This window comes from Ruminococcus sp. RTP21358st1_G6_RTP21358_211008 (assembly GCF_040908885.1).
GTDB lineage: Bacteria > Bacillota > Clostridia > Lachnospirales > Lachnospiraceae > Blautia_A > Blautia_A faecis.
Genome location: NZ_JBDGDM010000003.1, coordinates 65,845 through 88,961 on the forward strand (window position 1 = coordinate 65,845; position 23,117 = coordinate 88,961).

Annotated in this window: 26 protein-coding genes and 4 pseudogenes; 5 read left to right on the forward strand and 25 right to left on the reverse strand. The window is 39.9% G+C overall.

Annotated elements, in window-relative coordinates; genetic code table 11:
* Positions 1 to 32: 32 nt before the first annotated feature.
* From AB5Z12_RS01895 to AB5Z12_RS01910, 4 genes are all read right to left on the reverse strand, one after another.
* A complete protein-coding gene (locus AB5Z12_RS01895; protein WP_226815906.1) occupies positions 33 to 320 on the reverse strand; it encodes a hypothetical protein in 288 nt (95 codons plus the stop codon).
* Positions 292 to 570, reverse strand: coding sequence for a hypothetical protein (locus AB5Z12_RS01900; RefSeq protein WP_173717504.1), 279 nt, complete (start codon positions 568 to 570; stop codon positions 292 to 294). The genes AB5Z12_RS01895 and AB5Z12_RS01900 overlap by 29 nt, the downstream gene beginning before the upstream one ends.
* Before the next feature lie 87 nt (positions 571 to 657).
* A complete protein-coding gene (locus tag AB5Z12_RS01905) occupies positions 658 to 1,251 on the reverse strand; it encodes a TetR/AcrR family transcriptional regulator (protein WP_173717503.1) in 594 nt (197 codons plus the stop codon).
* A gap of 91 nt (positions 1,252 to 1,342) precedes the next feature.
* Positions 1,343 to 2,179: a zinc ribbon domain-containing protein gene (locus tag AB5Z12_RS01910; protein ID WP_272111260.1), complete on the reverse strand. Its 837-nt coding sequence runs from the start codon at positions 2,177 to 2,179 to the stop codon at positions 1,343 to 1,345.
* Positions 2,180 to 2,764: 585 nt separating this feature from the next.
* On the opposite strand from AB5Z12_RS01910, the gene AB5Z12_RS01915 reads away from it, so the two are divergent.
* Complete coding sequence (locus AB5Z12_RS01915) at positions 2,765 to 3,295, forward strand: CdaR family transcriptional regulator (protein WP_173717501.1); 531 nt, start codon at positions 2,765 to 2,767, stop codon at positions 3,293 to 3,295.
* Between the two features lie 44 nt (positions 3,296 to 3,339).
* Here the strand turns inward: AB5Z12_RS01915 and AB5Z12_RS01920 are convergent, their stop codons facing one another.
* The 14 genes and pseudogenes from AB5Z12_RS01920 to AB5Z12_RS01985 all read right to left on the reverse strand — a co-directional run bounded on the left by AB5Z12_RS01920 (position 3,340) and on the right by AB5Z12_RS01985 (position 13,977).
* The gene (locus tag AB5Z12_RS01920; protein WP_173717500.1) at positions 3,340 to 3,660 is read right to left on the reverse strand and encodes a nucleotide pyrophosphohydrolase; all 321 of its coding nucleotides are present in this window, start codon (positions 3,658 to 3,660) and stop codon (positions 3,340 to 3,342) included.
* A 14-nt stretch (positions 3,661 to 3,674) separates the two neighbouring features.
* Positions 3,675 to 5,429 (reverse strand): annotated as a pseudogene (locus AB5Z12_RS01925) (DNA/RNA helicase domain-containing protein).
* A 25-nt stretch (positions 5,430 to 5,454) separates the two neighbouring features.
* Complete coding sequence (locus AB5Z12_RS01930; protein ID WP_148463783.1) at positions 5,455 to 5,886, reverse strand: flavodoxin family protein; 432 nt, start codon at positions 5,884 to 5,886, stop codon at positions 5,455 to 5,457.
* A 39-nt stretch (positions 5,887 to 5,925) separates the two neighbouring features.
* Positions 5,926 to 6,618: a Crp/Fnr family transcriptional regulator gene (locus tag AB5Z12_RS01935; protein WP_173717498.1), complete on the reverse strand. Its 693-nt coding sequence runs from the start codon at positions 6,616 to 6,618 to the stop codon at positions 5,926 to 5,928.
* A 227-nt stretch (positions 6,619 to 6,845) separates the two neighbouring features.
* Positions 6,846 to 7,058, reverse strand: a pseudogene (locus AB5Z12_RS01940) (ATP-binding cassette domain-containing protein); the annotation flags it as partial.
* Positions 7,059 to 7,223: 165 nt separating this feature from the next.
* Entirely contained in the window at positions 7,224 to 7,943 is a 720-nt protein-coding gene (locus tag AB5Z12_RS01945; protein ID WP_243249313.1) for a class I SAM-dependent methyltransferase, read from the reverse strand.
* Positions 7,918 to 8,609, reverse strand: a pseudogene (locus tag AB5Z12_RS01950) (transglutaminase family protein). The gene AB5Z12_RS01945 and the pseudogene AB5Z12_RS01950 overlap by 26 nt, the downstream one beginning before the upstream one ends.
* Positions 8,599 to 8,979, reverse strand: coding sequence for a hypothetical protein (locus tag AB5Z12_RS01955; RefSeq protein WP_368357496.1), 381 nt, complete (start codon positions 8,977 to 8,979; stop codon positions 8,599 to 8,601). The pseudogene AB5Z12_RS01950 and the gene AB5Z12_RS01955 overlap by 11 nt, the downstream one beginning before the upstream one ends.
* Positions 8,980 to 9,016: 37 nt before the next feature.
* The gene (locus tag AB5Z12_RS01960; protein WP_368368538.1) at positions 9,017 to 9,190 is read right to left on the reverse strand and encodes a hypothetical protein; all 174 of its coding nucleotides are present in this window, start codon (positions 9,188 to 9,190) and stop codon (positions 9,017 to 9,019) included.
* Between the two features lie 671 nt (positions 9,191 to 9,861).
* A complete protein-coding gene (locus AB5Z12_RS01965) occupies positions 9,862 to 10,146 on the reverse strand; it encodes a hypothetical protein (protein WP_243249314.1) in 285 nt (94 codons plus the stop codon).
* 76 nt (positions 10,147 to 10,222) lie between these two features.
* A complete protein-coding gene (locus tag AB5Z12_RS01970; RefSeq protein ID WP_195409835.1) occupies positions 10,223 to 11,554 on the reverse strand; it encodes a threonine/serine exporter ThrE family protein in 1,332 nt (443 codons plus the stop codon).
* Between the two features lie 27 nt (positions 11,555 to 11,581).
* The gene (locus AB5Z12_RS01975) at positions 11,582 to 12,388 is read right to left on the reverse strand and encodes a DUF4866 domain-containing protein (protein WP_195591161.1); all 807 of its coding nucleotides are present in this window, start codon (positions 12,386 to 12,388) and stop codon (positions 11,582 to 11,584) included.
* Positions 12,389 to 12,554: 166 nt separating this feature from the next.
* A complete protein-coding gene (locus AB5Z12_RS01980; RefSeq protein ID WP_368357495.1) occupies positions 12,555 to 13,028 on the reverse strand; it encodes a DUF2284 domain-containing protein in 474 nt (157 codons plus the stop codon).
* Positions 13,029 to 13,083: 55 nt separating this feature from the next.
* The gene (locus AB5Z12_RS01985) at positions 13,084 to 13,977 is read right to left on the reverse strand and encodes a LysR family transcriptional regulator (RefSeq protein WP_227201138.1); all 894 of its coding nucleotides are present in this window, start codon (positions 13,975 to 13,977) and stop codon (positions 13,084 to 13,086) included.
* Between the two features lie 180 nt (positions 13,978 to 14,157).
* Here AB5Z12_RS01985 and AB5Z12_RS01990 point away from each other — a divergent pair, with 180 nt between their 5' ends.
* Genes AB5Z12_RS01990 through AB5Z12_RS02000 form a run of 3 tightly spaced genes read left to right on the forward strand, consistent with a single transcriptional unit; the run spans position 14,158 to position 16,822 of the window.
* The gene (locus tag AB5Z12_RS01990; protein ID WP_368366354.1) at positions 14,158 to 15,459 is read left to right on the forward strand and encodes an adenylosuccinate synthase; all 1,302 of its coding nucleotides are present in this window, start codon (positions 14,158 to 14,160) and stop codon (positions 15,457 to 15,459) included.
* Positions 15,456 to 16,397 carry an aspartate carbamoyltransferase gene (gene pyrB, locus AB5Z12_RS01995; protein ID WP_195478796.1) on the forward strand — a complete coding sequence of 314 codons (942 nt, stop codon included), beginning with the start codon at positions 15,456 to 15,458 and terminating at the stop codon, positions 16,395 to 16,397. The genes AB5Z12_RS01990 and pyrB overlap by 4 nt, the downstream gene beginning before the upstream one ends.
* Complete coding sequence (locus AB5Z12_RS02000) at positions 16,397 to 16,822, forward strand: aspartate carbamoyltransferase regulatory subunit (RefSeq protein WP_148462559.1); 426 nt, start codon at positions 16,397 to 16,399, stop codon at positions 16,820 to 16,822. The genes pyrB and AB5Z12_RS02000 overlap by 1 nt, the downstream gene beginning before the upstream one ends.
* A 267-nt stretch (positions 16,823 to 17,089) precedes the next feature.
* Here the strand turns inward: AB5Z12_RS02000 and AB5Z12_RS02005 are convergent, their stop codons facing one another.
* The 4 genes and pseudogenes from AB5Z12_RS02005 to AB5Z12_RS02020 all read right to left on the reverse strand — a co-directional run.
* Positions 17,090 to 17,872 (reverse strand): ZIP family metal transporter, encoded by a 783-nt coding sequence (locus AB5Z12_RS02005; RefSeq protein WP_173770888.1) that lies wholly within the window; start codon positions 17,870 to 17,872, stop codon positions 17,090 to 17,092.
* Positions 17,873 to 18,225: 353 nt separating this feature from the next.
* Positions 18,226 to 19,311, reverse strand: coding sequence for a hypothetical protein (locus AB5Z12_RS02010; RefSeq protein ID WP_368368539.1), 1,086 nt, complete (start codon positions 19,309 to 19,311; stop codon positions 18,226 to 18,228).
* Positions 19,312 to 19,360: 49 nt separating this feature from the next.
* Entirely contained in the window at positions 19,361 to 20,086 is a 726-nt protein-coding gene (gene wecB / locus AB5Z12_RS02015; RefSeq protein ID WP_368356826.1) for a non-hydrolyzing UDP-N-acetylglucosamine 2-epimerase, read from the reverse strand.
* Positions 20,087 to 20,100: 14 nt separating this feature from the next.
* Positions 20,101 to 20,454 (reverse strand): annotated as a pseudogene (locus AB5Z12_RS02020) (response regulator transcription factor); the annotation flags it as partial.
* A 331-nt stretch (positions 20,455 to 20,785) separates the two neighbouring features.
* On the opposite strand from AB5Z12_RS02020, the gene AB5Z12_RS02025 reads away from it, so the two are divergent.
* Entirely contained in the window at positions 20,786 to 21,019 is a 234-nt protein-coding gene (locus tag AB5Z12_RS02025) for an alpha/beta-type small acid-soluble spore protein (RefSeq protein ID WP_118584211.1), read from the forward strand.
* 129 nt (positions 21,020 to 21,148) lie between these two features.
* On the opposite strand, the gene AB5Z12_RS02030 is transcribed toward AB5Z12_RS02025, so the two are convergent.
* The 3 genes from AB5Z12_RS02030 to AB5Z12_RS02040 are packed head-to-tail and all read right to left on the reverse strand — an operon-like array spanning position 21,149 to position 22,966.
* Positions 21,149 to 21,889, reverse strand: coding sequence for a hypothetical protein (locus tag AB5Z12_RS02030; RefSeq protein ID WP_313721979.1), 741 nt, complete (start codon positions 21,887 to 21,889; stop codon positions 21,149 to 21,151).
* Complete coding sequence (locus AB5Z12_RS02035) at positions 21,883 to 22,593, reverse strand: ABC transporter ATP-binding protein (protein WP_179962500.1); 711 nt, start codon at positions 22,591 to 22,593, stop codon at positions 21,883 to 21,885. Before AB5Z12_RS02035 ends, AB5Z12_RS02030 begins: the two co-directional genes overlap by 7 nt.
* A 16-nt stretch (positions 22,594 to 22,609) precedes the next feature.
* Complete coding sequence (locus tag AB5Z12_RS02040) at positions 22,610 to 22,966, reverse strand: GntR family transcriptional regulator (protein WP_173773243.1); 357 nt, start codon at positions 22,964 to 22,966, stop codon at positions 22,610 to 22,612.
* Between the last annotated feature and the right edge of the window lie 151 nt (positions 22,967 to 23,117).

The following is a 23,117-nucleotide window of genomic DNA, read 5'->3' on the forward strand; positions in this document are numbered from 1 at the left end:
CTGTATTTCCACTAATGGATTACAAATGCTTCCTAAAGTTCCATATTCTTTTTTCTGATATGCACATCTTGTTTTTTCTCATATTCCATAACCTGCTTCTGTTTCTCTTTCAGTTTTGCCTGAATGGAAACCCTTGCCTGTTCCTTAATCTGTTCCTTTGCCTTAACCTTATTTTTCGGCTCATTCAGGGCAGAGATGATATTTCCCAAAAGTGCCTGTGATGCTTTTTCTAGTTTGGCAACAATCGCATTTACGACCTTGGAAGCCACCGACTTTGATTTATCACTGAGTTTATCTTTCTTTCCGCCATTTACCATCATATCTTAGCTGTGTGACTGTCTGTCCCATGCCGATGCCACAGATTGCACGCACTTTATACAATTTTGCTGCCTCGTTATACCCTTTGATTCCTCCTGCCATAATCCAGCCGAGATAAATGATTTCACTGCCGGCAGGCACCTTGTTTTTGGCCTTCTGCAAACTATGCACAGGAAGATTCAATTCTTTTCCCAGTAATTGTGCATACTCCGCTGTGCTTCCGGTATTTGATGTATATATGATCGCTTTCATTCTTATCTGACCTCCCATAATATAAACGACGCAGTGCAAAATTGTAATATTACAATCTGCTCTGCGTCTTAGCGTCTGGCTCTTATTTTACTGTTTCATTTCTTCTACAATTTTGTCCATCATATGTTCAAACTGACATTTTGCTTTCGTCTTATCTGTTGCTCCATCATACATGCTATAATAGAAAAACATATTTGCATAAAATTTAATTGCATTCTCTTCTGGATTTTTTATTTTCATATTTTTGAACAGATCATTCACGTATTCTGCCGGTCCGGATACCAGATATTGCTGATATAAATTCTGCATCTCTTCACTGCGAAACTGCTCTATTGTCAGCATCTTCCGAAACGATGATGCAAAATCATCCTCTGTCCAGTATTCATACATAGATTTGCTGTATTCCACAAAATCATACAATGATACGTTCTGGTATTCTTCCGGTGTCTTTTCAATACTCTCTTCTGGCACTTCATTCTCTCTGGCCTGCTCACCGTCCTGCTGCTCCATATGGCGCACAATACAGTCAAAAATATCTCTTTTGCTTTTGTAATGACGATACAATGCACCTTTTGTCATATCAAGCTCTCCTGCTATCTGGCTGACTGAGACAGCCTCATAACCATCTCTGGCAAACAGATGCAGTGCCACAATTAATATTTCCTTTTTCCTATTACCCATGCACACTCCCTCCGAAATAAATAAACGACCGTTTACATTTCAATAATAGTAAACGCTCGTTTATTTGTCAAGACTTTTCTTTTTGCTTATATTATCTCTTTTTATAAATCAGCAGCTCTGGATTTTCACCATCCTTCTCATATGTACATACGAGAATAAAATCCATACCTGCCAGAATACCGAAGCACCTGTCTCCTCCGAATTCAGACTCCAGTTGATTCCCCAGATAGGTTTTCTGATCATCAAGGAATTTCACTTTTTGTCCATTAGGCAGAGTATATTCCAGATTCACATATTTCCCCACAAGTGCATTTAGCTTGTTCACCCTTGGAAGTCCGTCTATATGCAGAGTATTTATTTCGTTTATCAATTGCTTTTTAAACTCTTCATACTGCCCATTGTCGCTAAGTTTATCATACCTTTTCCAGTAATCTAACTTTGGAAGCATTTCTTTCAAATAAGAACGTGCCTGTTCTTCGGTAAAGTTTTCATTTACCATATTCTTTACACACACATCAATCAATTCATCCATGTTATTATATGTGTACGTTCCATCAGCATAGCACCATTTACAATACTCCTCATTTAATGTGCCATCCTTATCACGTCCCAATATGGAATCATCATCAATTGGCATCCCGCAGCACTGGCAGATCAGCTTTCTGGGTTCTCCCAAAAGCGTATTGATTGAAACATCAAATTCTTTAGATAAGAGCTTAAGTGTATCTGTATTTGGGACTGTATCTCCATTTTCCCAACGGGATACTGCTTGTCTCGTCACCATAACTTTATTTGCCAGCTCGTCCTGTGACATTCCTCTTTCTGTTCTAAGTTTAAGAATTATCTTTTTTGTTTCCATAGTCGTCACCTCCGTTGTCTTTATCATATCGATAAATCCGCAGTCTGAAAAGCAACCTGCTGTTGCCATAAGCTATCTATATGATTTAGTTATTTCTCTTTGGTCATCAATTTTGCATAGCCTGTGCACTTTGCAAAAATGTTGAATTCTCTTTGCATCCCCTCTATATAATTCAATCATTGCCAAATGTAATTTATTTATCATTTAAGTTTTCCTCCCTCTTACACAATAATGCATCTGTTCAAATTCGTCAAACATTTTTCTTGTAGCAAAAACAGAAGCTTATGTTATACAGGAATAAATTGAACTAATTACTCGCCTTCTGGGTTTGTACACAATTTGTGTGTAGCAAACAAATTGATTTGACTTTTTTCGTACACAAGAATAAAATAAAAACGTTGATTTTGCATTTTATTGACTGTATTCTGACAGGATGCTATGATTTGTGCCAAAAGAACAAATCGTTATTGTTAACGAGAAGAGAGGAATACAGTATGAAGGGCACAAAATTATTTAAGAATGCAAGGCTAAAAGGTCAAAAAGAGAAGCACCAATGACCAGATAAGAAGCTATGCACAGACTCTAAAAGAATATTTTTCACAATGTAATTATCCTGCAATCGTTTCCTGCTATGGTGACAGGATTATAGGTTTTATGAGGAACTGTGCAGGTGATCGAAAAAAGATCATAGAGATTTTTGAACGGTTTGTTAAGTTTTTGCAAAATGATCCAAATGAAATAGAATATACTTTAAATATAGGTGAAACATGTGAGAACCTATCCAAACTGCAGAAAAGCTTTCATGAAACCTCTAAGACAAACTCCGTATTGGAGCATATTAACAGGAAGAATAAAATCGTATTCTATGATGAGATTGGATTTTACCGCATGCTGATGTCGTATGAAAATACTGCACCAATGCAGCAGTTTGCGAATGAGGTGCTTAGTCCTGTAATGCAGTATGAAAAAAAGGCTCATACGCAATTGATAGAAACAATGTGGGCATATTTCGAGTGTGACTGCAATCTGCAAAGGACAGCTGATAAACTATTTTCACATAAAAACACTGTAAAGTACAGGTTACATAGAGTAGAACAGCTTACAGGAAAGAATTTTACAAACAGATATCAGAGTCAGGAGCTATACAACGCACTCATGATATATTATTTTCTTGAGAAAGGGTGAACAGCTAAACGATCAGGCTATTCACCCTTGTTTTATCTTTGATGTTACAGTTCCGTATATTTTGCAGCACTACCTTTTGCTTTTTCTACCGGACATTTTGCCTCATTCTGATCCATCTTCATATTTACGATCTCATCTGCATCCAGTCCCAACTTATCCAACAGATTTTGAGAATATACAAGTACATCTGCCAATTCTTCCTTCACATGTTGAAGATTGAAATTATCATCACACCACTGAAAGCACTCAAGAAGCTCTGCTGCTTCAATAACAATTGATTTTGCAAGATTTGCCGGTCCATGAAACTGATCCCAGTCTCTATCTTCTGAAAATTTTCTAATTCTATCTATTGTTTCTTTATTCAATTCCTCATACCTCTCTATTCTACGGCAGCTAATAATGCTTTTCGCAATTCTTCATCACAAGCATAAATAAACAATCCATTGACTCCTCTTGTCATAAGGACTCTTACTTCATGCCGGAGCAACTCTTCACCAAATTTCTTCTTTGTCCCATCTGACAAAGTACGTTTTCTGACAGCTTTTGTATTACAACTCGAATCTGGATCAAAGACAATTCTTCCATCCTTATATTTTACAGATGGACCTAGAATTACACCTGCATAATTCAGATCAAAACCTTGAATTGTAAATGTAGATCCTACCTCTCCGATTGTCTGTTTCTGCTCTGCCCACGCTAGTTTCTTATTATAACGTTTTTGTTTTGGAGACAATTCAGATTCCAGTTCTCTATTCTATGGCTTATGCCATCCATTGATAAGAACTTCCCAGTATTTACTCAGACGTTCAGTTGGATCGGTTTTGGCATTATATTCCCAGTCATATGTTGCGATCAAACGAGATAACGACGATTCCTCTTTGTCTGCTAATTTACATATTTCTTCATCCAGTTTTTCTGGCGAAGAAAAGATTCGAATACTATAGTCAATAGTAGGTTTCGGCAAGGGAAGTATCTCTTTTCTCTTTGTAAATCCATCTATCCAGTTTAACATTTCTTTCCCTGCATGCATTCTTAACTGGTTTTTAAGCACAATATAATTCTTATTCTTCTTGGCTTCTTCTCTGTATTTGTCAAGTATTTGTGACTCCCAAAATTGCTCCGTTGTTAGAATCTGATTCTCATCAAACATAACAACTGTTACCCTGGCGCGTTCAATTATATCCTGCAACTGATTATCACCACGATATGACTGTTTACCCTGTGTCCAAAGCAAATGAGCCTCATCAACAAAAGCTATATCTACTGGATTATTCGGAGAATGTGTATTTATAAATCGTGTTGGTTTAGAAACCACTTCTCCATATTTATCTGTTAAACCTAATTTTTCAGCGATCTGCTCATATACCGTAATTTGTTCATCATGATTAATGATCAGATTACATCTCAGATCATCCAAACCATTTTCCTCTGCCAGACAACATATTTCATAAAATGTGCTGCTGTTTAATACTGTTTTTCCAGTTCCTGCTTCGCCTTCTACAAAGATTAATTGACCTGCAGCACCTATGGATAAAGCCATTTTCACACGTTCAATTATTTTATCTCTTGCCTGTAACTGTTCCTTTGTTAACTTATGTAATGGCGACGCTTTAAAGATTGCAGAATCATGTATCATGCTTTCAGTTGGAAAAAGATCTTTATTATCTTTCCGAAGGCCTCTCCAGATTTTTGAAAAAATCCTGTCCAATTCCTCCATAGGATAATAATGATTCTGTGGATTTCCTCGAAGATTATGAACTTTTCTTACCTTAGGTACACTGAGCATATAATGCATCAAACGATTTTCAACATCTAATGTCATAGACTTATTAAAATGTTCATGACCGATAATATACAAGGCCGCAGATTTTCCTGTTATTCTGTTTTGCCAGGAATTTGCATTATAAAGTCCGGTCTCATAATGCTGTCTTGTACGTTGAATCACATTATTTGATTCTCCTATGTACACCTCATACTCATCAGATTCTTTCCAATTATGGATATATACAGTTGGATACGATGTTATTATTTCCTGTACGTTTTCATCCGAACAAGAGCATAAATCCTCTTCAAATATTTTTAATGACTCAGGTGTATCATCTATTTTACGAATGATTGGTTTTGCAACCTCCATTTTACTGCTCCTCTTCTTTACGTGTTTATAAGTCTTTTACAAATTCCACTGCATATTGGATATCTTTATCATCTGGATGTCCTTTTGCAATACCTCCGACCAGTTTGAACGGACCAAATGTATCGTATCCTTTGCATCCAAATTTACCCTCTACGCTGGCATGTTTTTTGTTCAAAATCTGCTCTATGGATTTATAATTCGCACTTCCACCATAAGTACAGATCAGGAAGACCTTTTTGTCATCTGGTAAATTCTTTTCAGCAAATTTCAACATCGACTGATGAAACTTTGAAAAATAGATTCCTGATGCAAACCCGATCATATCATAACTGCTCAGATCTGCATCTGACTGTTTTACTGCATCAATCAAATCTACCTGACACTCTTCTGCTATGCTTTTTACTATTTTTTCTGTATTTCCATGATGCACCGATGCATATACGATTGCTTTTCTCATATCTACCCTTTCTGTCAGTTCAACAATAAAATTATACCATCATTTGTTAGTTTGTAAATCTGTGTCATTACAAGCAATCAACTCAAAATGATTTCGATTTGTTTTTATAAAGCCTTCTTTTTGTAACTTTGATATCTCCGTAGACATTGCTGCACGATCAATACAAAGATAATCTGCCAACTGCTGCCGATCAAAGGGAATATCAAAAGATAACGACGAATGTCTGATGGATTCTGCCGACAGATATGACAATAGTTTATCCCTTGTTGTTCGTTTGCCAACATGTGTAATCTTATCGTTTAGGATCAGTATCTTATTTGCCAGAACACTGACCAGGTTACGGATCAACTTCTGATGATGCTCACATGCAGTTGGACAAGTGACCAGCAACCTCTGGACATTTAGAAAAATAATCTCACAATCCTCATCAGCTACCACACTGATATTCAAAACAGCCCCCGGTCTTGCTGCATATGGTTCTCCAAAAAAATCTCCGGCATGACATTTCGACAGAATATTCCGATGTCCCCAGAGGTCTTCCTGAATAACAAGAACACAGCCTGACGCCGCAAGCCCCATTAACTCGGTAGAATCTCCTGCTCTGAAAATATATGAATCCCGTTCTTTTGAAATTACTGTTGCATTTACACAATGCAATATGGATAATATCTCGTTATCATTAAGACCTTTAAAAAATGGGCTACTTCTTAGAATAGGTAAATATTTTTCCAAAATCGTTCCTCCTGTTTGAAATCAAACATACAAGTTGTATTTATCATACTATACTTTTAGCAGAAACAAAAGGTAAATACTATAAACGGAGGATTAAAAAATGTTTTGTTTTCAATGTGAACAGACAGAGGGAAAAGGAATCAACATCTATACTCATGGTGAAATTGATGAGAAGAAAGATTTCACACCGGTTATTGAAAAAGCACTGGAACTGGAAGAAATCGGTGGTCTGCCTGTTCAATCGTCACTAGTCTGTGTGCAATGGTTACTATGGTTTTTTCTTTTGTAAGTTCCGATATAGCTGCCTGGATCAGATGTTCATTTTCCGGGTCTACACTGGCTGTTGCTTCATCCAGTATAATAATTGGTGCATCTTTTAGAATCGCTCTTGCGATGGAAATGCGCTGTTTTTCTCCACCGGACAGCCGTTTTCCTGCTTCCACTGGTGGTATTTCTTTGTGTTAGTTTTATCTGACCTTTTCTATTATCTTAACATGAGAATCGAGCATTATCCAGACCTGAACGGACGGCAATAATCCATTTAGACAAAAATAAAGTTCCAGACTTATTATCTGAAACTTTATTATAAATCCAGCATCATTGCATTACTTCACACAACGGAAATATACCATAGAACCGTCAACATGGATATCCATTTCTTTATATAGTTTTTGAAGGATATCTCTCAGCTCTTTCTCCGTCTGAAACGGTGGAGAAAACCACCCTTTCTTTGCAAGAATATTTTTTACCAGCCAATCTGTCCGTTTCGATTTTCCCCTGATATAAAAACAGGCAATGAAATTGCCGCCTGGTTTCAAAACACGCCATATTTCATGAAATGCTTTTTGCTTGTCAGGAAATGCATGAAAACCATTCATACTGACAACGGTATCAACAGATTCATTCTCCATTTGCAGATTCCCCACATCACCCTGAATACATTTGATATGTGCATGACTGCCAAGTCTTTTTCTGGCTTGATCAAGCATATCTATGCTGTAATCAAGGCAAGTAATATGTGCATTTTTCAGCGAACTCCATTTGTTTTCCGTAAATACAGCAGTTCCAACCGGAACATCAAGAAGATTTCCTGAAAAGTCATCAGGAACATATGCTAAAACTTTTCGTGCTATATCATTATCATCAGTGCCACTCCAAAATAACTTAATATACAGTTTGCTGAAAATATTTCTTTGCGTAAGAACATCGTCATATATATTTTTTGATGTTTCATAGGCATTTTGTATTTTGTCTGCCATATTACCCTCCAAATTTAATTTTAATTCTAAAAGCTTAAAACTATCGTTCTCTAATCTTCCTGACATTACGATTCATGAGATGTCTTCCAATATGTCTATAAGCAAATGCTTTAAAGGCTGAAATTTCTTGATGATGTTCCTTCAACAGTTCATCTGGACAATCATAAACACCAAAATCCTGATTGATTCCTTCACTCTGAATATAAGTATTGTTCCTATCAAATTCAATAATGAGATTTCTGAAATCCTTGACTGCTACTCCATAACCGCAAAATGCACCTTTACATTCCGGATTTCGTTCCTGTAACTTCTTTATATAGGTTTTATCCAAAATGAAAGCTTCCAGTTCATACCACTGATTTTCAAAATTAATTTCTACCCAGCTATGGAAAATATTTTTTGGAGCATTACGGTAAACAAACCCAGTCATAGCTCCTTTCTGCAGGCTTTTATCAATCGTAAAACCATGTACTCTGCATGGAATATTGCAGGCACGTAAAAGTGCCATGAATAAAGTTCCTTTAGTATTACATTGTCCATAACCATCTGCAAGTACTTTTGAAGCTGAAATTCCGTCATCAATATTATATCCAAATAAAACATCATCTCTTACATAGTTGTAGATTGCCTTAATCCTTTCAAATTCACCCATTTCATATTTTGAATAAGTTTTTGAATTGCCGGATTAGAAAAATCAACCATTCGTGTTTCCCTAAGATACTTATCTTTCATTTCCTATCGCCTTTCCCATAGGTTTTCTCACAACACAATGCATTCGCATACCTTTACGAATTTCAAATTTTTCTACTTTTAATCCTGCTTTTTTGCAACATTTTATGACCATGTCTCTTGTTGGCACTTGGACATCTCCATGTCCGCATATATTTGCCAACGGCATTTCCAATGTATTCATTAGCCATACCAATACTTTATTGTCACTGATCACATCTCTCAGTATCAATCTTCCATTTGGGCGAAGACATCTTTTCACACTGTCAAAAAATGCCTGTGGATCCGGATAATCCTTCTTGCACATTTCGTAAATGCCAGCATGGTTACTTTCATATCTTCCTGCTGCTTTTGTAAACTCTTTAATTGACAATTTTTTATATTTTTCATTTTCATGCTTTTTTCTCCAATCACTGTACCTTTTTCGCCTTGCATCCGCATTTCTTCATTTTTTTCATATAAGCATAAAACTGCTTATGCAATTCCCGCATTTCATCTGGTGCCTTCATAGCATGTTGACACATAAATTTATCTCCAAAACTGCTTCCAAATGTAACTACCAGCATAATCGCTAAAAATGGCAAGGGTAAAAAGCGAAAAATATTCATTTCCGACAATGTCTTCCCATTTATTGTAACTGTCCAGTGAATTTATCATTGTAACAATCGTATTACTTTTATTATTTTTCAATTCAGTAAGTGCTTCATACAGCTGGTTTTCCCGGACAGTAAGCAAGACAAAATCATAAATATCATCGTTTGGTAGTTCTCCAAGGATCCAATCACACCAGCACCATAAATCAATATTCTCATAAGAATCATTCCTCTCCTCTTACCCCAGTGCCACATCCAAGATCATCATCAAACTAAATCCAAGTTCAAAGAAAAGCGTACCGATATTCGAGTGCTGTCCCTGAGACATTTATTAGCATTATGTATTCCTTTCTGTATAGTCAAAAGTACTTTCACGTCGTTTTACTGTTAGGTTTAACTAACTTCCATGTATAAAAGAAACCGTGCAAAAAGCAAACTGTAATTTCACACGGTTTTCCTTATGTTTAAGTATATCACTTACGAAATCATATAACAATATAATTCTTTTAACAATTTACAAAAAGCCGGAGGTCACAATAATCTTCATGACCTCCGACTCGTTATACTTATTCTACACTGTCCTTACACCCAAATCAGCTTCTCTCTCCGGCTTATCTTTTCCATGCTTTTCCTGGATAATTCTCTTATTGATTTCTAAACGTTCATGAATCGACAGTTTCTTTTCCTGGCATTGCCTTTTTCTGTGTTACTGCCTTTCTTTCAGCTTTTCCTTCATCCTTAACTGCTGTATTTGCTTCAACGCCAGCTCTTGGCACAGCTTCTCTGCTCTCATTTTTCTCTGCCACCTGCTGTTCTCGTCTCTCCTTCACACCTTTTTCTTCCAGACTGCAAAAACTCTGCAAATACGGCAGTACATGATTCTGCATATCATTCATATTTCCAATCGGTTCCCAGTCAATGCCTGTAAGGTCAAAATCACCGGTCAAAAGAAAATATCAGATATCCTTTTCACAATTTCACCAATCACATTTATTACGGTCTTTGTTACAAGCACGAATCAAGTCAGGTACAATACCGAAACGTCTTATCTGTTAAAATCCTTGCAAAGATTAGTCCAAGCGGAAGCGATGCAATGATCAGAAGCGCAGCTGCAAACCAGGATGCAGAAACGGATAAGGACATGATTCCAAGGTTATAAAATCCACGGTATAAATAAAGCCCCGGTACCATGACCACAATGGAAGGCACTGTCACGGAAATCCTTGGATAACCCACCTTATTTTTCAAAAGGGAGGCAAGAAGTCCGGCTGTAAGTGCCCCTATAAATGCAGCTACTGCCGGAGGTAAAGCTACGAGATCCACCAGTTCAAGACGGAGGGTATTTGCAATTGCACCAAGTACTGCCGTAGAACAGGCAATCCTGACTGGGCTGTTAAACATGATGGAAAAACCGAACACGCCGAAAAAGCTTGCAACAAGCCGTGTGAGGATCCACATTGCAGCAGACATACGGATCTTTATGAAATCCACTGGCTGCAGGTGAAGGAGCATAGCCATGATCCAGGCAGACATGGCGGCTACCAGAACAATGATCAGTGCATAAGTGAGCCTTTCCATGCCAGAACGCATATCCAGCTTTGCCAGGTCAACTCCGCTGGTAATAAAGGGAAAACCAGGGATGATAAAAAGCATGGCACAGATATATCCTGCTTCATGCTGAATGGAAATCCCAAACAAGATTTCCCCTAATTTCAAAAGTCCTGCATATACAAAGCATGCCAGAGAAACCGAGGAAACAATTCCAAGAAACAGGGTAAAATGATGCTTTGTTAATTTACAGCGAAAGAAATTTCCAAGTCCTGCGCCAACAAAAGCACAGAACATTTCTACCAGTCCTCCGCCCAGAAGAAAGGTAAATCCACAGCATGCAATGGCGGCAGCCAGCCCCAGGGCTACCGGGGAATAAAGGCCATGAATTCTTTCAATCTCATCCAGATAGCTATGAAGCTCTTCTCCGGACATATTTTTCCCCTCTGTTTCAAAATCGCGGATAAAATGCTCCAGTCGGTTCAGCTTTGACGTATTCACCCCTGTATTGGTAAGACATAACGACTGGGTAAATCCGTTTTCCCCATCAAAACAGGTGTACTCAATGGACATCAGCCCGATATCTGTGGTGCAAGTAATCCCCATCGCTTCCGCCAGGGCATTCATAGAGCTTCGGACTCTCCATGCTCCAGTTCCACAGGATAAAAACATAATCCCTACACGTCCTATAATGGAAGCCTTTTCCGTGATGCTCGCATTTATAACGGGAGTATTTTTACCATTTTCATCGGTGTATTCATGCCACTCCACGTCCATGTGATTTTTTCTGACCCTCTCCAACTGCATAAAGCCACTTCCTTCAAAAAAGTCTCATTATAATTTCAGGCTGTCATTTCCAGCCTGTTCCATCATCCGTTCCCTGCAGGCAAGGACGATTCCATCAATTTCCTCCATGCGCTGAAGCATTTTCTTCTCAAACTCATGGATAGGAAGGAGAACGCCAAGCTCATCAAAGGGTTTATCGGGACTTTCTTTTTTTATACCGGTCTCCTGTCCATAGAATACGACGGCATGCGGTGCTGCCTGCTGGATTTCCTGGAAAGTCTTCCATACAACGGCATAAGTCTGGGCTTCTGTAAGACCCAGCTTACAGGTATCCGGGAGTGCATAAAGGATCAAGATTCCACGCTGGCGTTCTTCTTTTTCTTCTTTAATTTCCAGTCCGTCCGTGTAAGAATGTACAATGTCATATCCATCTGCAAGGTAAAGCCCGGACCTGGGTACACACTCATGCCTGTCAAATGTCTCTTTAAATTTTCCGTATTCATGATCGGAAACCATCTTCCCTGTTTCTGGAAGAAGCTCTCCTTCCACATTAGTAAGAAGAACCGGGTTCTCTCCTGCTTTTCCATGGAATTTTCTTGGAATCAGGTAGGCTTCGCGGAGCAGATCAAACATACTTTTGCCACACAATTCCAGAAGAAGAGCACTTACATCCCCGTTCTGGTAAGCGTGAAAGAGTACCTGCAAAAAGTGGTCCGGATCCTCATCCACCAGCATATGTTCATCGTCCAGATATTGGTAAAACACTTTCCGAAGCCTTCCTGATGCCTCCGGGGAAGCCAGGATTCTGGAAAAAATATCTTCTACAGCTTGTTCTCTTGGTAAAACTGTTTTCATACTAAAACGCCTCTTTTTCTGTTTGGATCATAATGAGAACTGTACCTGTCTCTTTTCGGGAGGGATTATAGCATTGTTATAGTCATACCGCAATAGGATGAGAGATTTCTTTTTCATATCATATTTTTATGTCTGCCATATCACAGACCGTTGTAAGTGTTTTCCATTATAAGTTTCCATGAAATAAAATTTGTGAAAAATACCGTATCTTATCATCGGTCCCCCAGCAGGTCATTCCCACCGCATCTGCCATTTCCTGGGCATCAACACAGTAGGCGGACAGGCAGGAATAGTGCCTGTAAGGACCAGCGGACATGATCAGCAGGTCGGTATTTCCAGATTCCATTATTTTAGAAGCCAACTGTTCGGTGAGTTTATTGTGCGCAAGCTTCGCCATTTTATAGTCCATATCCTTGCTTTGTATCGTCTGTAGAATAAGCGCTTTTTCATAGGCAAATACCCTTTGTTTCATAGATTCTACCGTTCCGCATTCAGGTGGACACGCTGGATTCACGTTGTAACATCCACACTGATTTTCTTCACAAAACTTTCGGTATTCCGGTTTGAATACGAGTTTTTTTGTGTCCATGATTGCCGTATTTGAAAAACCAAGTATTTTCGCTTCTTTTATGTAATCCATAAAGTACTTTCTCCAAGTTTTTTCTAATTACCAAAATTTTTTCCATACGCTGTTTTTATACATGCCCTAATAGAATGGTATTTTTTAATTCCCTTGCCGCAGCTCCCATAGGATGCTGGCTATCATACACCAGGCAGATCTGGCGCTCCGGAATTTCATCTTTTAATGGGATCTGTACGATCTCTTTTTTCAGAAGGGATGGTGCTGCCATCGGCTGGGGCAAAAAAGCAAGCCCAAGCTCGCATTTTACCAGAGGCAGAATCTGATCCGCAGTGGCAGCTTCCGTATCCGGGGAAAGATCCAGACCATGTGATAAAAATACACTGTTGTAGAATTTATAGGTCATAGTTTCCCGCCCAAGAGAAATCAGCGGATAGTTCTTTACCTCCCGAAGGGAAAGCTCCTGACTGCTAAGGGCGGTAAAAGTAGTGCCTCCAACCAGAATCTCCTGAAACGGCATGAGCATGATCTGTTTCAATGGGAAATCCACCTCTGCCGGAGTGGAAACTACTGCAAAATCAATCTTTCCGCTCTTAACTGATTCAATGGCTTCCGGGGTGGAATGGTTGTACAGCCTCAGCCGGATTCCAGGATAAGTCATGTGAAAACTTTTTAATTTATCCAGCAGAAAAATATTGAGGGCAGTTTCACTGGCACCGATGGCTACACTTCCGTGGGATAATCCGGAGCTGTCGGCCAGTTCCTCTTCTGCTGCCTGGAACTGCTCCATTGCACTTAGCACATGGATATAAAGCCGTTCTCCCTCCGGAGTGAGCTGTACGCCGCGGTTGGTACGGATAAATAAAGTGGTATTTAACTGCTGTTCCAGACAGTTCATGGCCCGGGTAATATTAGGCTGACTGTTGTTTAACGCCTGGGCCGCCTTGGTAAAGTTGTGGTATTTTGCCACATAATAAAAGATCTTATAATACTCGAAATTAACGTCCATAATATTTTTCCTTTTTTTGACATGTCATATATTTATTTCAGCCATATCAATTATAGCTTTTACTTATTTCTACGTCAAGCGTATTATGTACTCGAACAAAAAAGAACGCTGTTGTAGGGCAAAAAGCGGTTTATTGTAATAGGAAAACAGCAGCCCGACCAGTTTTCAAAGGAGGAACAAATGCTTACAGCAGTAACCGGTATTAACTGGGGCGATGAAGGAAAAGGACGTGTGATCGATCTTCTTGCAGAGCAGGCAGATGTGGTTGTCCGCTACCAGGGCGGAAACAATGCAGGTCACACAGTGGTAACCACCCAGGGCAAATTCGTTTTAAATCTTCTCCCCTCTGGTATTTTACATCCAGGTGTGGTGTGCGTCCTCGGGGACGGAATGGTGGTTGACCTGGAACATCTTTCCCAGGAAATCCATGAAATAGAGAAAAAAGAAATCCGGGTAACACCGGATCATCTGAAACTTTCAAAACGTGCTACAGTCTCCATGCCATGGCATAAGGTGCAGGATGAGTTAGAAGAAAACAGACTTGCAAAGACAGGAAGTGCCTTTGGTTCTACCCGCCGTGGAATCGCCTATGCATACAGTGACAAGTACCGTAAAAAAACACTTCGCCTGGGAGATCTCCTTCATTTAAAAGAGGATTCCGTAAAAGCCAGATTAAAAACCATGCTAGAGGCAAAGAACCTGGAGCTTGCAGGCTGTTATCATCAGGAGCCAATGTCCTACCCTGCACTCCTTACCTGGTGTGAGGAACAGGCTGAACTGTTTGGTCCCTATATTGCAGACACCGGGGAATATCTGGAACAGGCAGTGTCAGAGGGCAAAAAGGTGGTACTGGAAGCTCAGCTTGGAGCCATGAGGGACATTGATTACGGTATTTTCCCCTATACCTCAAGTTCCTCTACCATTTCTGCCTATGGTCCCATTGGTGCCGGAATCCCTGGAAAATCCCTGGATCACGTAATTGGCGTTTTAAAAGCGTATTCCACCTGTGTTGGCGCAGGTCCTTTTGTGGCAGAACATGCCATGTCCGATGACTGGGAAGAAGCGTTGCGGAAAGCTGGCGGTGAATATGGTGCTGCCACCGGTCGTCCCAGAAGGATAGGTCCCTTTGATGCCGTAGCCAGCCGCTATGGGTTAAAATGCCAGAATGCAGATAAGATCGCGTTGACAAAAATGGATGTCTTAAGTTCCATGAAAGAGATTCCTGTGATCACAGGCTATAAACGTGACGGTGTTATAGTAACCGATTTTGATCCTATGGATGAACTGGATAGTTATACCTCTGTAGTAGAAATGCTTCCAGGATGGAAATGCGATATTTCGGGCTGCCGGACCTATGAAGAGCTTCCGGAGAATGCAAAAGCTTACATTCGTATCCTGGAGCAGCTTCTGAACCATGAAATTCAGTTTATTTCCGTCGGAGCCAGACGGGATCAGTTTTTAACAAAAGGAGCCTGGTTATGAGACATTTGATCGATCCACTTGATTTTACCCTTGAAGAAACTACAAAAGTTCTGGATCTGGCTGACCGCATTGCAGAAAGTCCAGAAGTGTACAGCCATGTGGCAGATGGGAAAAAGATTGCCACTCTTTTTTACGAACCAAGTACCAGAACCCGTCTTTCCTTTGAATCTGCCATGTTAAGCCTTGGCGGAAAATCCCTTGGCTTTGCAGGTGCTGAACAGTCCAGTGCCACAAAAGGAGAAACGGTAGCCGATACTGCCCGGGTGGTAAGCTGCTATGCAGATATCATTGCAATGCGGCATCCCAAGGAAGGCGCTCCCCTTCGCGCTTCCATGTATGCCACAGTGCCGGTAATCAATGCCGGGGATGGCGGACATAATCATCCTACCCAGACATTAATCGACCTTATGACCATCCGCCAGAGAAAAGGTCATCTGGATCACCTGACAGTTGGTTTTTGCGGTGACTTGAAATTTGGAAGAACCGTACACTCCCTTGTAAACAGTCTGGTACGTCATCCAGAAAATGAGTTTTACTTCATCTCCCCGGAAGAGCTTAAAATCCCGGATTACGTAATTGAAGAGACCTTAAAGCCTAACCATTCTTTTTACAAAGAGGTTACCAGCCTGGAGGAAACACTTCCCAAACTGGACGTACTCTATATGACAAGGGTTCAGAAAGAGCGTTTCTTTAACGAAGAAGATTATGTCCGGTTAAAGGATACCTATATTTTAAACCGCGAGAAGCTGAATCTGGCACAGCCGGATATGCCGGTTCTCCATCCTCTTCCAAGGGTGGATGAGATTGCCTCAGATGTGGATCAGGATCCAAGAGCCGCTTATTTTGACCAGGTACAAAACGGAAAATATATCCGTATGGCACTTATTATGGCGCTGCTTGAAATCCCGGATCCGCTGACAGGAAGGACGGTGCTGTAATGTTAAAGATTGAATCTATCCAAAATGGAATTGTGATCGACCATATCCCGGCTGGAAAAGGAATGGATATTTACAAGCTATTGGAACTGGATTCCCAGAAGCAGTCCATTGCCCTACTGCAGTCCGTAAGAAGTGAAAAATACGGCTGTAAAGATCTGATTAAAATAGAGGGGCTTACAGAGCCTGAGCGTCTTGAAGTCCTTGGTTATTTAAACGATGGAGTCACTTTGATCGTAATTCGCGATGGAAAGGTGGTAAAAAAATATCATCCTGTTCCGCCAAGAACTTTAAAAAATGTAATCAAATGCAAAAATCCCCGCTGCATTACCAGTACGGAAGCAAACTGCGAGCACATCTTCAAATTGTCCTCCAGTGGAAAATATAGATGTATTTACTGCAACCAGGAAGCTTCCCTCTTAAGATAGAAACTACCAAACCCTCCCTTGTATGTCGCTTAAGAGGAAAATACCCTTTAGGTTTATTTCTATTCCTAAAGGGTATTTAAAAAAATATTTAAATGCATTAGCAGTCATGGCAATAATAGGGATCGTCTTTGCCAGTTCATGGGAACTTCTGCGGATTGCTTTCGTTGCCTCATAGCCATTCATAACCGTCATCTGCAAATAAAGTCGCATACAAGGATCCAATCACACCCGCACCATAAATCAATATTCTCATAAGAAACATTCCTCTTACCCCAGTGCCACATCCAGGATCATCATCAAACTAAATCCAAGTGCAAAGAAAAGCGTACCAATATTCGAGTGCTGTCCCTGAGACATTTCCGGGATTAGTTCTTCAACCACGACATACAACATGGCTCCTGCTGCAAAGCTCAGTAAATATGGTAATGCCGGGATTACCAGCTGTGCAGCAAGAATCGTCATTACTGCTCCAATCGGTTCAACCACTCCTGAAAGTACACCTCCCAGAAATGCCTTTCTTTTACTTTCACCCTCTGCCCTAAGCGGCATGGATATAATCGCTCCTTCCGGAAAATTCTGGATAGCAATTCCAAGTGATAAAGCAAGTGCACTTGTTGCTGTAATCTGTGCATTTTCAGCAAGAAATCCTGCATACATTACACCAACTGCCATACCTTCAGGGATGTTATGCAATGTAACTGCCAACACCATCATCGTAGTACGGCCAAGTTTGCTTTTCGGTCCCTCTGCCTGATCACTTCCAACATGAAGATGCGGAATCAAATGATTAAGTGCGAGTAAAAACAATATACCCATCCAGAACCCAACAACTGCCGGAACAAACGATAAAGTTCCCATATTCTCAGATTGTTTAATTGCTGGAATCAGAAGACTCCAGATTGAAGCAGCAACCATTATACCTGCTGCAACCCCTGCAAGTGCACGTTGCACTGACTTGCTAAGTGTTTTTCTCATAAAAAACACGCATGCTGCACCTAGCGTTGTTCCAACAAATGGAATCAGTATACCTTCAAAAATATTTATTAGCATAAAATTTCCTTTCATATATGCTCGAAAAAATTTATTGGCAAAAGTAATTATCTTCAGCGATATAGTATTTATTCTATAGCTTGTTGATTATATTCCCTAATATCTATTATTCTATAATTTGTCATATTTTTATCATGTTAGGCAAAACTAACTATCTAATTTAAAGGAAACCGTGCAAAAAGCAAGCTGTAATTTCACACGGTTTTCTTGTACTTAAGTATATCATTTACGTAATCATGTAACAATAGAATTTTTTCAACAATGCTTTGATTTTTTTCTGGACAATTGAAGTCATTGTCTAAAGAGTACATATTTAATATTCTGCAGCAATTTACAAAAAGCCGGAAGCCCGGTCAAACCAAAAATCCTGTTTTTATTTTTCTTTCATATAAACTATACAATTTCTCACATTCCATACAAATCCATCCTGCTTCGCCTGTGTATAGCGGATATTTTCGGTTCTCACAGTATTCTGCTTCATAATTTCTTATCATTTCCAAAAGGTTATTGATATCCCCCATCTGCGCAGCAGCCATTCCTGTCATTGCCCACAAAAAGCCATTTCTTTTTTTAGTCAGCTTCTGCCACTGAAACCTTTCCGTAAACTGCTTATATAATATCTTTTGCTTTTTCTTCTCTTTTACCGGAAATTCATAAATCAGCGGATAAATCTGAGCAACTCCATCCGGATAAAATTCTTTCTGGTGATACAGATCACTGTTTTCAATAATTCTCCATCTTTGATTTGCATCATCCCAGAATAGCTTTTCTATCTGTGCCTGTAGCTTATTACGCATTTCACGGATTGCCTGCACATCCTTTAGTCCTGCATGTTCTAATTCGTACAGGCCTTTCCATACTTCCAGATTATCCATCAGATAAACTGTTGTATTTTCTTCTGAGACCTGTGTAATTCCATCCTGCATCAGGCTTTGAATCTTTTTTAATGCAAGGCTGATTCCCTTTTTCCAGTATTCCGGCAGGTCTGTACTTTCTGTCTTTTCCAGATATTTTACCATAAGAAAAAGATACATACCAAGATACCCGTCTTCGGAATCAGCCTTTTCTTTATAAATAAGTTTCCCACTCTTTTTCCTGTAGATTCCCATTTTTCCATCTGTTTCCAGCAAAATCCCGGTATGCCAGTCCAGATACCTGCCAACAGCTTTTTTCTCTGTTTCAGTAATGGGGCAGTTCTTTGTTTCTGCCAGAAGCCCCAGTGCAGCCATACATGCAAAGTATGGATTAACATCTCCGGCTTTACTTCCATTCATGTAAAATTCACCCTCAGGCCCCTGATTTTCAAGAATCCACTTTTTTTCTCCGGTCAAGACTGTTTCCAGCCATTTCTGCCGGACATCTATTTCTTTTCTCAGATTCTGATAATAAATGAACATAAGTGAAATTCCCACAGTTATGCAAAATATAATAAGTTTCATCACGTTCTTTCGATGTTTTACTTTTCTTCTGCATTAATTGTGTTTATGCTCATGCATCTATATTCTCCAGGATTTTTCTGATTTTGATACTTGCAGTCCCATCACCATAAGGATTTCTGGCCTCACTCATCCTTCTGTAAATTTCAGGTTCTGTAAGAAGCTGCCTGCATTCTCTGTAAATATCCTCCATCTTCGTGCCTGCAAGCTTTAAGGTTCCTGCTTCCACACCTTCCGGACGTTCTGTTGTATCTCGCATGACCAGCACAGGTTTTCCCAATGCCGGAGCTTCTTCCTGAATTCCGCCACTATCAGTCATGATCAGATAACTGGCTTTCATCAGGTTATGAAATTCTACCACATCCAGTGGTTCGATCAGGTGTATTCTATCACATCCACCGAATTCCTCATCTGCGATTTTTCTGACCTGCGGATTCAAATGTACAGGATAAATAACCTTCACATCTGTAAATTCCTCCACGATCCTGCGTATAGCCCGGAACATATCACGCATGGGTTCTCCCAGATTTTCCCTTCTGTGTGCTGTCACAGCAATCAGTCTGCTGCCTTTTGCCCATTCTGTTTCCGGGTGATAAAAATCATTTCGCACCGTATAGTGCAAAGCATCAATTCCTGTATTTCCTGTGACAAAAATCTGCTCTGGATCCTTACCCTCTTTCAGCAGTGCATCCGCTGCTTTCTGAGTCGGTGCAAAATGCAGGCTGGCAGTAAGTCCAATGGCCTGCCTGTTAAATTCTTCCGGATAGGGAGAGTTCATAGAAATGAATAAGCGCGTCTCAACAATGCCTGTACTTTTGCCGTTAATACATTCAGATCAAACGGTTTCTCTATAAATTCGTCTCCACCCATGTTCATTGCCATCACAATATTCATGTTATCATTCATTGATGATAGAAAAAGAATCGGTACTTTTGAGATTTTACGTATTTCCTGGCACCAGTAAAAACCATTGTAAAATGGCAGTCCGATATCTAAGAGAACAAGTTGAGGAGCAAACTTCAGAAATTCTTCCATTATATTTTTAAAATCTGCAATCTGCTTTGTCTCATAATTCCAACGATTAAAATGCGCTGCAATATTTTTGGCAATAGTATCATCATCTTCTATTATTAAAATCCGGTACATCTTCTTTCACCTCACAATACTTCCATTTCATTCCTGCAAATCTTGTTGATCATAACATCATTTTTTTAATTCAAATTTCATATAAACCGGATCGTGGTCGGAATAGGAACAGCCTGAAAATTAGAGTAAAACAGCTCCTTTCACAATTATTTTATCATAAATTATTATCGAGTGTAGCGTCAAGTTAAAACATTTTGCTGTCCGGCATATTTATTTTTTGTTGTCTGTTTTTTGAGCACCCCATTTATTCCCAGTGTATTTTCATTTTCAGAGTACATACTAGCAATGTAACATCAAACAAAACAACAATTAACCAAGGAGGAAAATGATTATGTCAAACAATACTTCTTCTAACAAAGCAGCTGTACCAGAAGCAAAGGGCGCATTAAATCGTTTCAAATTTGAGGTTGCAAATGAGCTGGGTGTGCCGCTTACAGACGGATACAACGGAAACCTTACTTCCAAACAGAATGGTAGTGTAGGTGGATATATGGTGAAAAAGATGATCGAGGCGCAGGAAAGATCCATGTCCGCAGGACAGAGCGGCCAGAGTGGTCAGTACTAATTCAAAAAAACGCCTGATTAAGTAAAAAAAAATACAGGGTATTACTTACTCCTCAACGAGAAGCAGGTAATGCCCTGTTTTGAAATAGATCTTTTTTGACGCTCTAAACTTCTGATCCTGCGTTTTCTATTATACGCTTAGCTTCTTCTCCATGATCCAACCGCTGATTACATACAGCACTGCCGCAATGGCAAATGATGCTGCAATATACAGGACAAAAGTAAGTTCCATACTCTTCAGAACCGGAATGAGATCCAGCAGCTTTCCAATAATAGAAGATATTACCAGGAAGATAAGGAAGCCGGCGATGCCGCTGCCTTTTTTACCTGCAAGGACACTGGCAGATAAGATCACGGACAGGTCAGCATTCACAATGAAGACGATCCAGCTTGCCAGAAGACCAAAGAAATAGAAAGCTGCTTCTGCCGGAGTAAAAGTCACGGACCAGTTTACTTCCATAAAGGAACTCACCAGATTGATCATCTCTTTCAGACCACCAATGTAAAGAGTTGCCACTGTCACATCAAGGGCTGCCAGTGCTGCAAAAAATGCGCCTGCCATGATAATGGAAATTCCATTTTCCAGGATCTTGGCTCCCAGAATCTGATAGCTGCTCTTTGGCGTAAGAAATAACATATAACTCTGTTTGGTATTCAGGTCACGATGGAGAACATTTACACTCTCTATACCAATGTAGATAACACCAAATATTGTACACATGACCAGGAAAATAATTCCCATTGCCAGAATATTATCCTTTTTCCAAAATACACCTATTAAAAATGCAATTTCCGCAACTGCTGTTATCACTAACAGAACCAGTTTGGAAAATGCGGTTTTCCGAAGCTCGTATTTCATCAACTTTAACATACTTCTTCTCCTCCATGTCCATAGATTTCACGGTACAGATCCACTACGGATTTGTGTTCATTGATCCGAAGCTCCTCTACCATGCACTGATTTGCCAAAATGCCATCTTTCATAAAAATGGCTGCATCTGCTACACGTTCCAGTTCGTCTACGAGATGGCTGGAAACTACCAGTGTCACATCTGGATCTATGGCTTCCAGAATGCTCTTCATAATCTGGTCTCTTGCAAGAAGGTCAATGCCATTCAACGGTTCGTCAAGCAAGTACAGCCTGGCCTTCCTTGCCATGGTAACTGCAATTTTCAGCTTGGCCATCATACCAGAGGACAGCTTTTTCGCTTTCATGTCCTCTGTAAGCTCCATGCGGGAAATCATCTGTCTGTATTTCTCCATGGAAAAATCTTCGAAAAAGTCCTCATAATATTTCCCCACATCTGAAACTGTCATCCAGTTGTAGAAATAAGGCTCCGTGGACATATAAGCAATCTCTTTTTTACTTTCTTTGCCAATGGGCGTTCCCTGATAAAGGATCTCACCGCTGGTAGGCTTTACAAGTCCTGCCACCATTTTCATCCAGGTAGTCTTGCCGCTTCCGTTGGGGCCAAGCATGGCGTATACAAGACCTGGCTCCAATTGTAAAGATACCTGATTCACAGCAGTCTTACTGCCGTATTTCTTCGTTACTTCTCTGCTCTCTAAGATCATTTTTATACACTCCTCGTCATTCCGACTGTTCTTTCTCCAGAAGTCCGATTGCCTGGGCTCTGGAAAAGCCAAGCTGCTCCATTCCCTCCAGAAATTCCCGGATCAGGGTTCCTGCCATCTCTTCCTTCAGCTGCTGCACCCTTTCCGGATCTTCTGTCACGAAGGTTCCCATCCCGCGTCTGGTAAAGCAGACGCCTTCCATCTCCAATTCTTTATATACACGGCTGACTGTATTGGGATTAATGGTATATTCTACCGCCAGATCCCGCACAGATGGAAGCCTCGCACCAGGAGACAGCTTGCCTGTTACAATATCCTGCTTTATAGAATTTGCTGCCTGGAGATAAATTGGCAGCGATGAATTATATTCCATGGTTACCTCTCTTTCTGTATCACTGTCATAGCTGTATAGTACACTAGAATTGTATTTTTGTCAAGTGGTTTTTTACATTTTTTCATATAAGGAACAAAACCGTGTTTCCTGTGTAAAAAAAGAACATTGCACTTCCCTGCAAAGGAAATGA

Excerpts from the sequence above, each read along its gene's own strand:
- AB5Z12_RS01895 (WP_226815906.1), bottom strand. The coding sequence starts at position 320 with ATGATGGTAAATGGCGGAAAGAAAGATAAACTCAGTGATAAATCAAAG.
- AB5Z12_RS01900 (WP_173717504.1), bottom strand. The coding sequence starts at position 570 with ATGAAAGCGATCATATATACATCAAATACCGGAAGCACAGCGGAGTAT.
- AB5Z12_RS01905 (WP_173717503.1), bottom strand. The coding sequence starts at position 1,251 with ATGGGTAATAGGAAAAAGGAAATATTAATTGTGGCACTGCATCTGTTT.
- AB5Z12_RS01910 (WP_272111260.1), bottom strand. The coding sequence starts at position 2,179 with ATGGCAACAGCAGGTTGCTTTTCAGACTGCGGATTTATCGATATGATA.
- AB5Z12_RS01915 (WP_173717501.1), top strand. The coding sequence starts at position 2,765 with ATGAGGAACTGTGCAGGTGATCGAAAAAAGATCATAGAGATTTTTGAA.
- AB5Z12_RS01930 (WP_148463783.1), bottom strand. The coding sequence starts at position 5,886 with ATGAGAAAAGCAATCGTATATGCATCGGTGCATCATGGAAATACAGAA.
- AB5Z12_RS01945 (WP_243249313.1), bottom strand. The coding sequence starts at position 7,943 with ATGTCAGGAAGATTAGAGAACGATAGTTTTAAGCTTTTAGAATTAAAA.
- AB5Z12_RS01970 (WP_195409835.1), bottom strand. The coding sequence starts at position 11,554 with ATGCAGTTGGAGAGGGTCAGAAAAAATCACATGGACGTGGAGTGGCAT.
- AB5Z12_RS01975 (WP_195591161.1), bottom strand. The coding sequence starts at position 12,388 with ATGAAAACAGTTTTACCAAGAGAACAAGCTGTAGAAGATATTTTTTCC.
- AB5Z12_RS01980 (WP_368357495.1), bottom strand. The coding sequence starts at position 13,028 with ATGGATTACATAAAAGAAGCGAAAATACTTGGTTTTTCAAATACGGCA.
- AB5Z12_RS01985 (WP_227201138.1), bottom strand. The coding sequence starts at position 13,977 with ATGGACGTTAATTTCGAGTATTATAAGATCTTTTATTATGTGGCAAAA.
- AB5Z12_RS01990 (WP_368366354.1), top strand. The coding sequence starts at position 14,158 with ATGCTTACAGCAGTAACCGGTATTAACTGGGGCGATGAAGGAAAAGGA.
- pyrB (WP_195478796.1), top strand. The coding sequence starts at position 15,456 with ATGAGACATTTGATCGATCCACTTGATTTTACCCTTGAAGAAACTACA.
- AB5Z12_RS02000 (WP_148462559.1), top strand. The coding sequence starts at position 16,397 with ATGTTAAAGATTGAATCTATCCAAAATGGAATTGTGATCGACCATATC.
- AB5Z12_RS02005 (WP_173770888.1), bottom strand. The coding sequence starts at position 17,872 with ATGCTAATAAATATTTTTGAAGGTATACTGATTCCATTTGTTGGAACA.
- AB5Z12_RS02010 (WP_368368539.1), bottom strand. The coding sequence starts at position 19,311 with ATGAAACTTATTATATTTTGCATAACTGTGGGAATTTCACTTATGTTC.
- wecB (WP_368356826.1), bottom strand. The coding sequence starts at position 20,086 with ATGAACTCTCCCTATCCGGAAGAATTTAACAGGCAGGCCATTGGACTT.
- AB5Z12_RS02025 (WP_118584211.1), top strand. The coding sequence starts at position 20,786 with ATGTCAAACAATACTTCTTCTAACAAAGCAGCTGTACCAGAAGCAAAG.
- AB5Z12_RS02030 (WP_313721979.1), bottom strand. The coding sequence starts at position 21,889 with ATGTTAAAGTTGATGAAATACGAGCTTCGGAAAACCGCATTTTCCAAA.
- AB5Z12_RS02035 (WP_179962500.1), bottom strand. The coding sequence starts at position 22,593 with ATGATCTTAGAGAGCAGAGAAGTAACGAAGAAATACGGCAGTAAGACT.
- AB5Z12_RS02040 (WP_173773243.1), bottom strand. The coding sequence starts at position 22,966 with ATGGAATATAATTCATCGCTGCCAATTTATCTCCAGGCAGCAAATTCT.